The organism is Pseudomonas sp. LTR0 (assembly GCF_036630035.1).
GTDB classification, from domain to species: Bacteria; Pseudomonadota; Gammaproteobacteria; order Pseudomonadales; family Pseudomonadaceae; genus Aquipseudomonas; species Aquipseudomonas putida_Y.
Map to the genome: position 1 here is coordinate 2,799,263 of NZ_CP123734.1, position 16,001 is coordinate 2,815,263.

Sequence of the window (16,001 nt, forward strand, 5' to 3'; positions counted from 1 at the left end):
TCCCCAAACTGTGGGCAATGGTGACCCGCTAATGGGCATCTGTCCCCATTCTTGACGCGCCATCATTTAGTGCACGCCAGGCGCTGCAAGGTTTTGTATGTCAAAGCATTACTGAAATATCTGTTGGCATAGCTGTTGCTGATGGCCATTTAACGGGCAAAACGCCATTGATGGCTTAAGGCCGTAAGGCCGCAAAAGAGGCTTAAGCCAATGAAAACATCCGCCATGAGCCACGCGTCCAGGCGCGCGTTCCATCTGTCCTCCGTCACTGCGCTGATGATCAGCCTCGGGTTGATCACGGCCATGGCATCCCCCCTCGACGACAACAGCATGCCACCGCCGACCGACCCGTCGGCCTACACCGACCAACCGGACGACCCGACCCCTGCCTTGCTTGAGCTGAACACCTTGCCGGAGGCCAACGAAGGCTCGTTGGAGCTGACCGATGGCGTGTATGGCGACCGCAGCACGGTACGCACCGACAACGTGCTGCCGCCTGCCCTGCAAACGTCGGACAAGTACCCTACCAACGGCAAACCCAGCCCGTTGTTCGGGGCGCAACCTTTCACCCAGCAACTGTTGCTGTTCGAAGAATTCGGGCCAGAGAAGCTCGACCCGACCACGCCGGCGCCCGATCTGACCTTCCCGGTCCCCACCCTCGGCGCGGCCCCCGCGCAAGACCCCAACGTGGTGGCACGCAGCGGACCCAGTGGCAGCGCTCTGGAAGCGTTCCTCAAGCAACCCGGCCTGTACCCGTTCCCGACCCAGTACGCCAACGTGCTGGACCGCAACCCATGGAAGGCGCAGATCGAGATGTTCCTCAACCGCCAGCCGGTCGGCTCGCCCGCTGAAGGCCGGCCACCAGGAAAAGGCTGGTCGCACCAGCGCTGGAACGAGTTTTACCCGCAGGCAGCGTTCAAGACCGCCCAGGCCGGTGCGCGCATCAACCTCGGCCTGCGCGACCGTAAGCAACTGCACAACTATGCCGTCGGTGAATTTGCCCCGGGCGGCCTGTACTACCAGACCTCCGACATTCCGACCACGCTGGGCACCACCAAGGGTATCGACATACGCTTCCACCCGAACATGCCGCTGCAAAACCACAAATCGTTGTGGACCTTCGACGGCACTTTCCCGCCCAAGCTGCTGATGGTGCGCTACGGCCAGCCAATCCTGATGCGCCATTACAACGCCCTGCCGATTGACCCGTCGGCCAACGGCGGCTTTGGCCTGCATACCATCTCGACCCACGAGCACAACGGCCACTCCCCGGCCGAAAGCGACGGCTTTGCCAACGCGTACTTCTTCCCCGGCCAGTACTACGACTACCGCTGGCCGGTGCAGCTGGCCGGCTACGACACCATCAACACCCGTGCCCAGGACCCGCGAGCAGCTTTCCCCTGCTCGCCGGGTGAAACCTTGTTCGTCAACGATGGCACACCGGGCCTGAAAACCTGCGAGAACGGCAGTATCAAGATTCGTGGCGACTGGCGCGAAACCATGAGTACCCACTGGTTCCACGACCACATGATGGATTTCACAGCGCAGAACGTCTACAAAGGCAACGCCGTGATGATGAACTACTACAGCGCCCTGGACCGCGGCAACGAGGCCCTGCAGGACGGTGTCAACCTGCGTTTCCCAAGCGGTTCGGGCATGCCCTGGGGTAACCGTGACTATGACGTCAACCTGGTAATAGCCGACAAGGCCTGGGATGCAAACGGCCAGCTGTGGTTCAACCCGTTCAACACTGACGGCTTCCTCGGTGACCAGATCCTGGTCAACTGGCAGTACCAGCCCAGGCTCAAGGTGCGTGCGCGCAGTTACCGTTTTCGTATCCTCAACGGTTCGGTTTCACGCTACTTCAAGTTCGCCGTGGTGCGGGAAATTGCCGGTAACAGTGGCGAGTTCAAAGGCCCGTCCGGCTCCAACGTGTCGTATGCGCGGGTGCCGTTCCACATGATCGCCAACGACGGCAACATCATGGAACACGCGGTGCCATTCGACGGCACGATGGACCTCAATGGTGACGGCAACCTGCAAGACAACAACGGCATCCTGCCACTGCAGGGCATTGCCGAGCGCTACGACATCATCATCAACTTCGCCAGGAATGGCATCAAGGCAGGCGACAAGCTGTACTTCGTCAACCTGATGGAGCACGACTCCGGCAAAGGTCCGAAGCAAGCTATCCCGTTGGCCGACGTGCTGTCGGAAAAATACAAGGCGGTAATCAAGCAGACCAGCAAAGGCCCGCAGTGGGACAACGGCGACCCGGCTGTCGGCAAGTTTCTGCAACTGTGGGTGCAACCGTACACCGGCCAGGACCTGAGCATGGACCCGGTAGCCTATGAGCCGGCCAAGCCAGGCAAGGCTGCAGGCCTGAAAATGCTGCCCCTGCCAATTGACCGCGATGCCGCAGCCGACCAGGCCAAGCTCAAGGATGCCCGCCACCGCGAGTTCATCTTTGGCCGCTCCGACGGTACGGACACCACCCCGTGGACCATCAAGACCGACGGCGGCTTTGGCTACAGCATGGACCCACGCCGCATCAGTGCAGCACCGCAACTGGCCAACCAGTCCACCGACGCTGGTTTCAGCGGCGACGGCACCCTGGAAGTGTGGAAAATCGTCAACGGCGGCAATGGCTGGAGCCACCCGGTACACGTGCACTTCGAGGAAGGCGTGATTCTTAGCCGCGACGGCAAGGCCCCACCAGAATGGGAAAAATGGGCGCGCAAGGATGTGTACCGAATCGGGCCGGATACTGATTCGTCCATCGAGGTGGAAATGGCCATCCGCTTCCGCGAGTTTGCTGGCACCTACATGGAGCACTGCCACAACACACAGCACGAGGACTCTTCGATGCTGCTGCGCTGGGATATTGAGCACCCAGGGCAGTTCCAGGTGATGCCGACCCCGCTGCCGGGATGGGATGGTGTGCATTACATGGCCTCGGTAGGCCTGCCAACGTTCCGCACCAAAACCCACGACGACAATGACGACCCGGCCAACAAACCACCCGTCGCGGCCAATGACAGTGCCGCAACGACGGCTGGCACGCCGATCACCCTGAACGTGCTGGCCAACGACAGCGACCCGGACGGCAATGTACCGCTCACGGTAACCGGCCTCAGCCAGCCGGACTCCGGCCAGGGTGCCGTCAGCACCGACGGTACCGCCGTAACGTACAGCCCGCCCGCTGCGGTCGCCACGCCATTCACGGCCAGCTTCAATTACACGGCGCGTGATACCAAGGGTGCCGAGTCGCTGGCCCCGGCCACGGTCAGCATCGCCGTAACCGCAGCAGCGGCGGCCGACGAACTCAAGGTCACCAGTGCCACGGTGCAGGAACGCAGCGGCAACCGTTTCACCTGGGATGTGCAGGGGACTACTACGGTGGCCACGGGCAACAGCATCAGCGTGACTGCAGCAACCACCGGTGGTCCGGTAAGCCTGGGGAACGCGACGCTGACTGCCACGACTTCGGGGGCCCGTTGGCGGGTAGCGGTGACCACCACCGGCTTTGGCCCTGCCACGCCAGCAACGGTCACGGTGAAATCGGCACTGGGCCAGACGGTGACAGCGCCAGTCAAATACAAGTGAGTGCAAAGCGGGGGCCGCCATGCGGCCCCGCTCAGCCAACCCACGAGGACCGCATCATGCCCGGCTCATGGCGTTTCCTGCTGGTACTTGCGTTGTTCGCCGCCAGCATTCCGTTCTGGCCACTGCCCCCCCAACAAAAGGTGGCCGAAGCAGCTGCCACTCCCTGGGGAGCCAACTACTTCCCCAACATCCCCCTGCTCACCCAGGATGGCGAAAAAGTGCATTTCTTCGACGACCTTATCAAGGACAAGGTGGTTGCCATCAACTTCATCTTTACCGGCTGCTCCGATTCCTGCCCAGTGGAAACCGCACGCCTACGCCAGGTACAGAAAATCCTCGGTGGCCGGGTCGGCAAGGATATCTTCCTCTACTCCATCAGCATCGACCCCTATAACGATACCCCCGCCACCCTCAAGCGCTATGCCGAAAAGTTCGGCATCGGCCCAGGCTGGACCTTGCTGACCGGCGAACCTGACGATATCGAGCAACTACGCCGCAGCCTGGGGCTGTGGATCGATGGCCTGGAAAACGGCCGCTCCAAAGACCACAACCTGAGCCTCATTATCGGCAACCAGGCCACCGGCCGCTGGATGAAAGCCTCGCCTTTCGAAAGCCCGTACATCCTCGCCGACCGCCTCGGCAACAGCTTGCACAACTGGAAGCAGGCCAGCGCCATGACCAATGACTACGCTCAAGCGCCGCAGATGCGTGCACCCAGCAGCGGCGAGCAGATCTTCCGCACCCGTTGCTCGTCCTGCCACACCGTGGGCAATACCGAGCCAGGCCCGCCAGGCATCGGCCCCGACCTGCTGGGCGTGACCCGTCAGCGTGACGCAAACTGGCTGACCCGCTGGCTGAAAGCGCCCGACCAGATGCTGGCCGAGAAAGACCCCCTGGCCATGCTGCTGTTCGAGCAATACAACCGCCTGGCCATGCCCAACATGCGCTTGGGCGATGCCGAAGTCAGCGCATTGATAAGCTACCTCGAAGAAGAAACGGCACGCCTGCAGACACCGGTGGCAAATAGGGGAACCCCCTAAAGGCGATTAGCCATCATTCATCAGACTGTCATCTCGCTGTCGTATTTTTCGAGCATCACCCAGGGTCGGGAACCATCAGCAGTGATTCGCCGTTCGCTTTCCTCCTCCAGCCTTCTGCGAGTGCTGATCCTGATGCTCTGTGCAGCGACCCTGGCCTTTCTCTGGGGGCTGCACGTCACGCAAAAAGCCGCCGCTCGCCAGGATGCACTGTTGGCCAAAGCCACCGAGCACCTGAACCTGGCCAACATCGTGGGCGAAAGCCTGCGACAGCTTGTCGACCGCGCCCAGGCGGTGGGCCGTGTTACCCAGGACGATATGAAAGGGCTGCGCAAGGGCAACTTCAGCCTGGCCGCAGACCCGGTGTTCAAGCGCACGAGCCTGTACGACCGACAAGGCCGGCTGCTGTCGGCCAACCATACCGATGAGGCCGCCGAGTTGCCGGCAGACTGGTTGCGCCAGCTGCAGCGGCACATTGACCGCTACGGTTTCAAACCTTTCCTGCCCAGCATTCAGCCCCTTGGCCAAACCTCGGCCCTGCCCACCAGGCACCTGACCTTCCTGCTGCCGTTGACCAACTCGACCGGCCAGGAAATGGACACCATTCTGGTGGTGCAACTGGACATCGGCTACCTGGCGGAGCTGTTTCAACATATCGACCTGGGCAACAGTGGCCTGGTGCGTCTGCTGCAGGATGACGGCCTGGAGCGGCTGCGCGTCGATACCCGCGGCGTGGCGATTGCCGGCGACCTATTGCAGCCCCCGCTGCCGGCATTCGACAGCGAAGCGGGCAGGCTGACCCAATACGTAGCGGGTGATGCCTACCAAAGCCTGTACCGCCGTGTACCCGAGCGAGGCTTCAGCGTGGTGGTCAGCCAGCGCCAGGCAGAAATCCTCGCACCCTGGACGCAGGCCTATTCCCGGCAATTCTGGTTGAACCTGAGCATGACCCTGATGATCCTGGCCAGCCTGCTATGGACCTTGCGCCTGCTGCGCAAGCGCCAGGAGGCCTTCGACGCGCTGGAACATGCCCAGCAGGTCAATCAGCAGCTGATCGTGCGCCTGGAGGACGAACACCGGCGCAGCAGCCACGCCGCCGCCACCGACCACCTCAGCGGCCTGCACAACCGCCGCCAGTTCGTCGAGGTGGCCAGCCAGGCGTTGACTCGGCAACGTGGCAAGCGCCGACTGATGGCGATCCTGTTCATCGACATGGACCGCTTCAAGTCTATCAACGACTCGCTCGGGCACAAGATTGGTGACCTGCTGCTACAGGCTGTGGCCGGGCGTATCCAGCGCCTGCTGGAGCCGGGCGATGAGGCTTCGCGTTTTGGCGGCGACGAGTTCGTGGTGTTGTTGGCCGGCGAGCGCAGCGAGGAGCAGATCAACGCCTGGGTCCACGAACTGGTGCAGAAACTGTCAGCCACCTACGCCCTGGATGGCCAAGAGGTCAACACCAGCCCCAGCGTAGGGGTGAGCATCTGCCCGCGCGACGGCCAGGACATCGACAGCCTGATACGCAGTGCCGATGCGGCAATGTACTCAGCCAAGCAGGCAGGGCGCGCGCAGTATCGCTTTTTCGACCCCTCGCTGAACCTGGCCGATATCCAGGCGTTCACCCTTGAACAGGCGTTCGGCAGCGCCTTGGCCGAACGCCAGTTCGTGCTGCACTACCAGCCACAGATTCGCCTCGACACCCATCAGGTGCTCGGCTACGAGGCGCTGGTGCGCTGGGACCACCCCGAGTTCGGCCTGCTATACCCGGACCGCTTCATCGACCTGGCCGAGCGCAGTGGCTTCATTGTCGAACTGGGTTGGGAGGTACTACGGCTGGCCTGTGAAGCCTTGTCGAGCTGGGATACTTCTGGTCGGGAAACACGTCTGGCGGTCAATGTCTCCGCATTGCAGCTGCGTCAGGCTGACTTCGCTGCCCGGCTGCTGCGCAAGTTGCAGCATCACGGGATCGCACCACAGCGGCTGGAGCTGGAAATTACAGAAACCACCATCCTCGACCCTGAAGGCATGGCGGTTACGCATCTGCATGCCTTGCGCGGGGCGGGCCTGGGCATCAGCCTGGACGATTTCGGCCGTGGCTACGCCGGTTTTGCCCACCTGCATTCGCTACCGTTGAGCAAGCTGAAGATCGACCGCTCGCTGATCGCGGCGCTGTCCAACAGCCATGACGACAGCCCTATCGTGTCCTCCACCATCATCCTGGCCAAGCGCCTGGGCCTGCAAGTGGTGGCCGAGGGTGTGGAAACCCGTGAACAGGTGGTGTACCTGAAGCTGGCCGGATGCGATATCGCCCAGGGCTACCACTTCAGCCGGCCTCTGTCGCCGGCGCAGCTGTGCCACTACCCGCCTTTCAACGGCGTCGAGGACAAGGCATGCGTGTACTGAGCGCCACGGCGGGTTTACCGGTGCTATACGGGCTGGAAAGACGCCAAGTCGGCGCTGCGCTACATCGACTCGGCGCGACGCTTTGGCGAACTGGCCGTGCTACCGGCCAGTCAGGTGCAACCGCTTATTCCTTGAAGCTGTGCCTGGCAACGCCACCCGTTTCCGGGCGGATGGCATACAGGTCGCCAGCGTCCGGATAATGGTGCAGGTCTTCTGGCGTCATGTCGTAACGCGCGGTGCTGATGAACAAGGTGTTCATTCCGGGCCCACCAAAGCAGCAGCTGGTGGGGCACGGTACTGGCATCAACACCTGGTCGGTCAGGTGCCCGTGGCGGTCGTAGCGCAGCAGGCAACTGCCATGGTACTGGCACACCCACAGCCCGCCTTCGCGGTCCAGCGCCAGGCCATCCGGCCGCCCCAGTTCGGCGGGGGTTTCGGCAAACAGCGTAACAGCGCCCAGCCGGCCTTCGATGAGGTACTCGGCGCGGTAGATCGCACGCGCCGCCGAATCGACGAAGTACACCGTGTGGCCGTCCTGCGACCAGGCAAGGCCGGTGGGCAAGGCCAGGTCATCGTGGATCACCTGGTCGCTCAATTGCCAGTCAAAGCGAAAAAGCGCCCCGGTATTGCCACTGGGGGCCTCGTCCATCAGGCCGGTGACGAAGCGTCCCTGCGGGTCGCAGGCGCCGTCGTTGAAGCGGTAGGTCGAGCGCGGATGGACCGATGCCGAATGCTGGCTGACCTTGCGTGTTGGCACATCGAAGATGGCCACGCTGGCATCCTCGGTGAAAATCAGGTTACCCCGGTCGGTCAGCGCCAGGGCGCCAATACGCGCGGCAGACTCGTAAAGGCAATCGACTTCGCCATCGGGTGTCAGGCCGTTGATGCGCCCGCCAGAGATATCGACAAAGTACAGCACGCCACTGCGTTCATCCCAGACCAGGCTTTCACCAAGGTCCGCGCGCGTGTTGGCCACTTTGACCGGCACGTAATTGCATTCCTTGATGCGGTTCCAGCGCTCGGCCACCTGCGCCAGGTCGCTGGCCTGCACACGGCCGAGGTCAAGAGGGTAGCTGACGCCGCTGTTTTTGTTGAGCCGCGTGGCGGTGTACTGGCCATCGCTCTCTTGAGTGTGATGGCACAGCGCACCGGCCAGGTGAGTAACGGGCATTTCTGGCTACCTTCAATTCTCCTTTCTTACGATATCAACAAAAAAATCAATGACTTAATATTAAAAGCGTTCAATATTGATATGCCATGGGTATCAGCGCCGAGTCGCCGCGCTGCAGGAATGCTGGATGATCGAAACACGTTTGCTCAGGCAGTTCATCGCCGTGGCCGAAGAGCTGCACTTTCACAAGGCCGCCCAGCGCCTGCACATGGCGCAACCGCCGCTGAGCCAGGCGATCAACCGGCTTGAGGAAAAGCTCGGCTTTGGCCTGCTTTTGCGTAACAAGCGCGAAGTGCGTCTGACCGCAGCGGGTGCAGCGTTTCTCGATACCGCCTACCGCACGCTTGCTGAACTGGAGCAGGGGATCGAGTACGCGCGCAACGTTTCTGCGGGGGTCAGCGGCAAATTGACCATCACGGCCATTTCCATCGCCTATTACGACTCGCTGCTCAACCGCTTGCGCCGCTTTCGGGAAACTTATCCGAACGTGCAGCTGACCATCCGCGAGATGCCATCCGCCTCCCAGGCCAAGGCCTTGCTGGCCGGTGAGGCGGATATCGGCTTCATGCGCAGGCTGCCACTGCCGGCCGGCACCCTGGAGGCACGCTTGCTGCTTGACGAGCAGATCGTCATGGCGCTGCCTGCCAGCCATCCCAAGGCGCAGCACGAGGCCATCGACTTGCGCGAGTTTGCCGATGAGGACTTCGTGTTCACCCCGCAAGCAATGGGCGGCGGCTACCACGCGCAGTTGGTTACGCTGTGCCAATCCGCCGGGTTCTACCCCAAGGTCGTGCAGGAGGCGGCGCAGATCCATACCTTGCTTGGCCTGGTGGCCTGCGGTTTTGGCGTGGCCCTGGTGCCGGAGTCGTTCGCTCGCTCGACCCCGCGCGAACGCGTGCAGTTTTGCCCCATCCGCCCTATCGATGACCAGCCACCCCCAGGGCTTGGGCTGTACATGAAATGGAACGCCCAGAATGCTTCGCCAGCGCTGGCCAACTTCATTGCCATGTTCGAGACACAACAATAAGGCCATTTCTACAGGGTGTTCAGCCTCGCTTCGCGCAGCGCCACAGCCGACCGATATCACAAGCCCTGGCCTGCAACAGCTCGGCAGCATTTGCACACGCCTGCTCAAGGCTCATCGGTCCATTGGCCAGTGCAAATGCAGCGTCGACCCCATGGGCATACAACTGCTGATACCCCTCCCCCAAGGTCCCGGCCAGTACCACCACCGGCACGCCATGGCGCTTGGCAACCCGCGCCACCCCCATCGGCGTCTTGCCGCGCAGTGTCTGGGCATCGAAACGCCCCTCGCCCGTCACCACCAGATCTGCCCCTTGTGCCAGGGCGTCAAGGCCAGCCAGCTCAGCCACGACTTCCACCCCAGGGCGGAACTGCGCGTCCATGAATGCCCGGGCAGCGAAGCCCATGCCACCGGCCGCACCACAACCAGGGTAATCGCGCACATCCGCGCCCAACAGCAGCGCACAATGGTCGGCAAAATGATTCAGCGCGTGGTCCAGCGCCTCCACTTGCTGCGGGTTGGCACCTTTCTGCGGGCCGAAGATCGCCGATGCGCCGTTGGCGCCACACAATGGGTTGTCGACATCCGCCGCGACTTCAAACTGCACCCCGGCCAGGCGCGGGTCGAGACCGCTGGCGTCGATACGGGCCAGCTTGGCCAAGGCCAGGCCGCCCTCTTCCAGCGCTTGCCCGTCAGCATCCAGCAGGCGCAGGCCAAGCGCTCGCAACATGCCACTGCCGGCATCGTTGGTGGCGCTGCCACCGATGGCCAGCACCACACGCTGAGCGCCGGCGTCGAGGGCTGCGGCAATCAGCTCACCGGTCCCCCAGGTGCTGCTGCGGCAAGCATCGCGCTGGCCGGTTGGCACCCGTTGCAAGCCACTGGCCTGGGCCATTTCGATGATTGCGGTGCGACTTTGCGGCAACCAGCCCCAGCCGGCCTCGACGTGCTGCCCCAATGGCCCGCGCACGGCCTGGCGGCGCAGTTCACCCTGGCTGGCGGCCAGGATCGTCTCCATGGTGCCTTCGCCACCGTCGGCCATTGGGCACTCGACCAGTTCAGCCTCGGGCCACGCTTCGCTCAGGCCCGCAGCGATGGCGCGGGCGACACCGGCAGCGTCGAGGCTGTCCTTGAACGAGTCGGGGGCAATCACGATTTTCATGGGGTTTCTCCTGTCCTGATGAGCGGCATGCTGACAGGTGGCTGCCCAGGTGGCCTCGGTCAAATGCACAAAACGCCGGCCGGGTTGTTTGGGCAGATGCCTTTTTGCCTGTTCTGGCCCAATCGCCGGCAAGTGAATACTTCAGTCAGCTGGCAACAGCTGCAACCCCAGATACAAGCTAAGCATCCCTTCCAGGCGCAGCGGGTCGACGTCACCCAGCTCGGCTATTCGCTCCAGTCGATAGCGCAGGCTGTTGCGGTGGATGCCCAGGGCATCGGCACAGGACTGGCTTTGGCCGTCATGTGCACACCAGGCGCGCAGGGTGGTGAGTAACTGGCCACTGCTGTCCTTGGCGCGGATGCGCTGCAACGGCTCCAGCAGCTCGTCCAGCGCATCGTCGTTACGGTGGCGCCACAGCAGCGCCGGCAGCCGGTAGCGCTGCAGGCTGAGCAATCGTTCGCGGGGCAATACTTCGCGGCCATAGGCCAGCAAGTCACGCACCCGGCGGTAACCACGGCGTAACTGCTCCAGGCTCTGCGCTTCACTGCCCAGGGCCAGTCGCTCAATGTCCCAGCCGTGGCGTTGCAGGCGTTCCAGCAGGCGCAGTTCATCCAGTGCCACGCCTGCCGGGCGGCACCACAGCAACGACTGGCGGGCCGGGCTGACGCACCAGCTATCCGGATAACGGCTCATCAACCATGCGGCCAGCGCCTCGGCAGGAGGCCCCGAAGTAATCTCGAACAGGCACGGTATCCGCGCCAGCTGAGGTTTCAAGCCCAACTGACGGGCTTCGTCCAGCAAGCGCGGGGCGTTACCGCTGCCGCCGAGCAATAGCGCCAGCAGGTCGTCACAGCGCTGCCTTCGCCATTGCTGGTCAGCCTGTAAATTGCGTTGGGCCAGCAGCATTTCGGCGGTCATGCGCACCAGCTCGCCATAGGTGCGCACCTGCTGCGGGTCGCCGGTCAGGCCCAACACGCCCATCAGCCGCCCATCGAGCATCAATGGCAGGTTCACACCGGGCTGCACGCCCTTCAGGCACTTGGCCGCGTCGGTATCCAGCTCGACGATCCGGCCATTGGCCAAGACCAGCTGCGCCCCCTCGTGACGGGTGTTGATGCGCTCAGGCTCACCACTGCCCAGGATCAACCCTTGGCTGTCCATGACATTGACGTTGCAAGGCAAGATGGCCATTGCCCGGTCAACGATATCCTGCGCCAGGTCATGGTCGAGTTCGAACATTGCGGGGTCCTTTAGGTGTTTGGCTTTTGGGCTCGGGCACAGCAGCCTGGGCCAAGCGCTGTGCAAAAGCACAAAGACAGGCTAGCCGCAGTCCCCGAGACTCGTCAGGGCGAGCGCCGGAACAGGCGACGCGGCGAAAACCATAACAACAGAGAACCCGATCATGGCACACAGCCCCGCCCCTGACCAAGGCACGGACACCACCCGCAACGCGCTGTACCGGCGCATCACCTTGCGGCTGATTCCGTTCATTTTCATCTGCTACCTGTTCAACTACCTGGACCGCGTCAACGTCGGCTTTGCCAAGCTGCAGATGCTCGACGCCCTTAAATTCAGCGAAACGGTGTACGGCCTTGGCGCCGGCATCTTCTTCATCGGCTATGTACTGTGTGGCCTGCCAAGCAACCTGGCCCTCAATCGCTTCGGCCCACGGCGCTGGATCGCGCTAATGATGATCGCCTGGGGCAGCCTGTCCACCTGCCTGCTGTTCGTCACCACCCCTACCGAGTTCTACACCCTGCGCCTGCTCACCGGCGCTGCCGAAGCCGGCTTCTTCCCGGGTGTGGTGCTGTACCTCTCGCGCTGGTTCCCGGCGGCCCGGCGCGGCCGCATCATGGCCCTTTTCATGTCGGCGATCCCGGTATCGGGCCTGCTTGGCGGGCCGTTCTCCGGCTGGATCCTCGAACATTTCGCCGCCGGCCAGCACGGCCTGGCCGGCTGGCAGTGGATGTTCCTGATCCAGGGCCTGCCGACCGTGGCCTTGGGCGTACTGGCGGTGTTCCTGCTCAGTGACGGCTACCAGAAAGCCGCCTGGCTGAGCCCGGCTGAACGTCAGCTGATCGCTGCCGACCTGCAGGCCGATGCTGCAAGCAAACCGAGCACCACCAGCGACAGCGTGCTGGCCGTGTTGACCAACCCGCTGATCTGGACCTTCGGCTTTGTCTACTTCTGCATCCAGAGCGGCGTATACGCGATCAACTTCTGGCTACCCTCGATCATCAAGAGCATGGGCTTCGACAACCCGCTGCTGATCGGCTGGCTCAGCGCCATCCCGTACCTGCTGGCAGGTGTGTTCATGATTCTTTGCGGGCGCTCGGCCGACCTGCGCAACGAGCGCCGCTGGCACCTGGTGGTGCCAATGCTGATGGGCGCCGTCGGCCTGCTGATTGCGGTGAACTTCGCCGGCAACCCGAGCATTGCCATTCTTGGCTTGTCGATCGCCACCATGGGCGCGCTTACCGGTTTGCCGATGTTCTGGCCAATGCCGACTGCGCTGCTCAGTGCCGGAGCCGCCGTGGCAGGTCTGGCGATCATCAACTCGGTAGGCCAGATGGCGGGGTTTCTCAGCCCGTACCTGGTCGGGTTCATCAAGGACCAGACCGGTTCAACCGATGCCGCACTGTATTCGCTCGCGGCGTTGATCGTATTGGGTAGCCTGGTGGCCTTGCGTGTAACGCGAGCGGGTTCGCTGAGTACTGCACGGGTGAGTTGAGGCATTCGCAGGCTTGCCCACGCCCACAAGTTTCAAGCCTGTGGGCGCGGGCAAGCCTGCAATGAGGCCCACCCAAGCCGCACCAAATCCACACCCGCCACCGATCGTCAGCTCAACGCATCCCCTTCCCGCCCCAGGCGTCAAATGGTTCCAAAGGCCCCTTTGGAGAAGCCCCATGACCCAGTACGCCGTGGCCCGCTTGGCCCAGCTCGACGAGCACCGCCCCCTGCGCGTCCAGGCCGGCAACGAAGAACTCATCCTCATCCGCCAGGGCGATCAGGTACACGCCTACCAGGGCAACTGCCCCCACGCAGGCGCCCCCCTTGATGAAGGCGTGGTTTGCGGGGGTTTGCTGGTCTGCCCTTGGCACAAAGCTGCGTTCGCCGTTGACGATGGCGTGGTTTGTGAGCCGCCTGCACTCGCCGACCTGCGCCGCTACAAGGCGTGGATCAAGGGCGATGAAGTCTGGGTCGATGACCAGCCCCTGCCGGCAAGCGAACCGCCCAGGCACAGCGATGCCCGCTGTTTCGTGGTGGTCGGCGCCGGTGCCGCCGGCAGCGCCGCCGTCGCCACCCTGCTGGCTCATGGCTTCGCGGGCAGGCTGGTATGGATCGATCAGGAGCGCCAGCCGGCCTACGATCGCACAGCACTGAGCAAATTCGTGATTGCCGGGCAGATGCCGCCCGATGAGGTCCCCGCGCTGCTCGAAGCCGACGCCCTGCGCAAGGGCCAACTGCAGCGCAAGCACGGCAAGGTGCGCACCTTGAACAGCCAGAAGCGCCAGGTCACCCTCGCCGATGGTCAGCAGATCGATTACGACGCCTGCCTGCTGGCAACCGGCGGTCAAGCACTGCGCCCAGACATTCCCGGTGCCGACCTGCCCGGGGTGTTCACCCTCCGCTCACTGGAAGATGCTGCACAGTTGCTCGACGCAGCCGAGCCTGGCCAACCGGTGGTCATCGTCGGTGACGGCTTCATCGGCCTGGAGGCAGCCTCGGCATTGCGCAAGTATGGCGTGCAGGTGCACGTGGTCTCGCGCCACGAAGTCCCTCTGGCTCGACAGTTGGGCGAGCGTATTGGGCGCTGCATTCGCGCGCTGCATGAACGAAAAGGCATCACCTTCCACGGCCCCACCGAGGTCGAGCGGATCGAAGGCCTGGACAAGGTCGAAGTGGTGCAACTGGCCAATGGTGAACGGCTGCAGACCCCCTTGGTGCTGTTCGGCACCGGGGTAAAACCCGCCACCGCTTTCCTTCAAGGGGTGCCGCTTGGCGAAGACAAATCGGTGAGGGTCGACGCTGAAATGCGCGCAGCTGACGGTTTGTGGGCCGCAGGTGACATTGCCACCTTCCCGCTCACGGGGCGCCCGGTGCGCATCGAGCACTGGCGCCTGGCTCAGCAACACGGGGTTATCGCCGCCGCCAACATGCTTGGCGAACAACGCCGTTATGCCGATGTACCGTTTTTCTGGACCTACCAGCATGGCCGTACCTATGAAGTGCTAGGCCATGCCAGGGACTGGAACCGGATCGAATTCGTCGGTGAGCCGGAAAACGGCGATTTTGTTGCCCTGCAGTGTGTGGATGAACGCGTCGAGGCCGTTATCGCCAAGGGTTACTCCGATGCCATGGCGACGCTGTCGCAACGCCTGAAGCGCCCATTGAGCCTGCAGGAAGCTTTGGCGCTCATTGGCTAAGGGGTGCCTTTCAATGCATCCAGGTTGTGTGTAAAACAGGCAGGTCAGCTGACTGCATAAGGACCCACGCGCATGATCTACCGCCCCCTCGGCCACAGTGGCCTGCAGGTTTCCGCCCTTACCCTGGGCAGCATGATGTTCGGCGAGCAGACCCGTACCGAGGATGCCCTGCGCATCATCGACAAGGCCTGGGACCAAGGCATCAACTTCATCGACACCGCCGACGTTTACAACGCCGGGCGCTCGGAAGAAATCGTCGGTGAAGCCGTGGCGCGCCATCGCCATGACTGGGTCATCGCCAGCAAGGTCGGCTTCGGCCCGGCCGACGGCCTGCCCAACCGCAGCGGGTTGTCGCGCAAGCACATCTTCAATGCCGTGGATGCCACACTGACCCGCATGGGCATGGACTATCTGGACATCTATTACCTGCACCGCGAAGACCACAAGGTACCGCTGGAGGAGACCGTGCAGGCCATTGGCGACTTGTTGCGCCAGGGCAAGATCCGCTACTGGGGGGTGTCCAATTTCCGTGGTTGGCGCATTGCCGAGGTCTGCCATGTTGCCGAGCGCCTTGGTGTGCCCAGGCCGGTAGTCAGCCAGCCGCTGTACAACATCGTCAACCGCCAGGCCGAGCCCGAACAGCTCACGGCCGCCGCCGCCCATGGTCTGGGCGTCGTACCCTTCAGCCCGCTGGCCCGGGGCGTGCTCAGCGGCAAGTATGCGCCGGGCGCGGTGCCGGACGCCGGCAGCCGCGCAGGGCGGCAGGACAAACGCATCATGGAAGTGGAGTGGCGCCAGGAGTCGCTGACCATTGCCCGGCAGATTCAGACGTACGCAGAGGCCAAGGGGGTGGGTATTGTCGAATTCGCCATTGCCTGGGTGTTGAATAACCAATGGGTCAGTTCGGCGATTGTCGGGCCGCGGACCGAGGAACAGTGGGATACCTATGGCGGCGCATTGGCGGTGAAGATTACCGCGGAGGATGAGGCGTTCATCGATTCGTTGGTGACGCCAGGGCATGCGTCCACGCCGGGCTTCAATGACGTGGCGCATTATGTGAGTGGGCGGCTGGCGCGCAGCTGACGCATTGGGGAGCCCTGAGCCGGGCTCCCGGTCCCCCCTTTCCCCAATCACCTCGGTATCGTGCGCACCATTGGTTTTCCACCTCTGGAGC

10 protein-coding genes are annotated in these 16,001 nt (G+C 63.1%); 7 read left to right on the top strand and 3 right to left on the bottom strand.

What is annotated here, in order from left to right; translation table 11 throughout:
• Positions 1-210 precede the first annotated feature (210 nt).
• The 3 genes from QCL51_RS12955 (at position 211) to QCL51_RS12965 (ending at position 7,043) form a co-directional block, all read left to right on the top strand.
• Positions 211-3,606 (top strand): Ig-like domain-containing protein, encoded by a 3,396-nt coding sequence (locus QCL51_RS12955; RefSeq protein ID WP_321141934.1) that lies wholly within the window; start codon positions 211-213, stop codon positions 3,604-3,606.
• 56 nt (positions 3,607-3,662) lie between these two features.
• Positions 3,663-4,646, top strand: coding sequence for an SCO family protein (locus tag QCL51_RS12960; RefSeq protein WP_021785113.1), 984 nt, complete (start codon positions 3,663-3,665; stop codon positions 4,644-4,646).
• Positions 4,647-4,727: 81 nt separating this feature from the next.
• Positions 4,728-7,043 (top strand): EAL domain-containing protein, encoded by a 2,316-nt coding sequence (locus QCL51_RS12965; RefSeq protein WP_021785112.1) that lies wholly within the window; start codon positions 4,728-4,730, stop codon positions 7,041-7,043.
• Positions 7,044-7,167: 124 nt separating this feature from the next.
• On the opposite strand, the gene QCL51_RS12970 is transcribed toward QCL51_RS12965, so the two are convergent.
• Complete coding sequence (locus QCL51_RS12970; protein WP_338443374.1) at positions 7,168-8,214, bottom strand: SMP-30/gluconolactonase/LRE family protein; 1,047 nt, start codon at positions 8,212-8,214, stop codon at positions 7,168-7,170.
• Positions 8,215-8,341: 127 nt separating this feature from the next.
• Here QCL51_RS12970 and QCL51_RS12975 point away from each other — a divergent pair, with 127 nt between their 5' ends.
• Positions 8,342-9,241: a LysR substrate-binding domain-containing protein gene (locus QCL51_RS12975; RefSeq protein WP_338443375.1), complete on the top strand. Its 900-nt coding sequence runs from the start codon at positions 8,342-8,344 to the stop codon at positions 9,239-9,241.
• Positions 9,242-9,260: 19 nt separating this feature from the next.
• Here the strand turns inward: QCL51_RS12975 and QCL51_RS12980 are convergent, their stop codons facing one another.
• Positions 9,261-10,400 carry a glycerate kinase gene (locus QCL51_RS12980; protein ID WP_021785110.1) on the bottom strand — a complete coding sequence of 380 codons (1,140 nt, stop codon included), beginning with the start codon at positions 10,398-10,400 and terminating at the stop codon, positions 9,261-9,263.
• A gap of 141 nt (positions 10,401-10,541) precedes the next feature.
• The gene (locus QCL51_RS12985) at positions 10,542-11,639 is read right to left on the bottom strand and encodes a sugar diacid recognition domain-containing protein (RefSeq protein WP_021785109.1); all 1,098 of its coding nucleotides are present in this window, start codon (positions 11,637-11,639) and stop codon (positions 10,542-10,544) included.
• Between the two features lie 163 nt (positions 11,640-11,802).
• Here QCL51_RS12985 and QCL51_RS12990 point away from each other — a divergent pair, with 163 nt between their 5' ends.
• The 3 genes from QCL51_RS12990 to QCL51_RS13000 all read left to right on the top strand — a co-directional run bounded on the left by QCL51_RS12990 (position 11,803) and on the right by QCL51_RS13000 (position 15,910).
• Complete coding sequence (locus QCL51_RS12990; protein WP_004374354.1) at positions 11,803-13,131, top strand: MFS transporter; 1,329 nt, start codon at positions 11,803-11,805, stop codon at positions 13,129-13,131.
• A 175-nt stretch (positions 13,132-13,306) separates the two neighbouring features.
• A complete protein-coding gene (locus QCL51_RS12995) occupies positions 13,307-14,827 on the top strand; it encodes an FAD-dependent oxidoreductase (protein WP_021785108.1) in 1,521 nt (506 codons plus the stop codon).
• Between the two features lie 72 nt (positions 14,828-14,899).
• Positions 14,900-15,910, top strand: coding sequence for an aldo/keto reductase (locus tag QCL51_RS13000; protein ID WP_021785107.1), 1,011 nt, complete (start codon positions 14,900-14,902; stop codon positions 15,908-15,910).
• Positions 15,911-16,001: the final 91 nt, after the last annotated feature.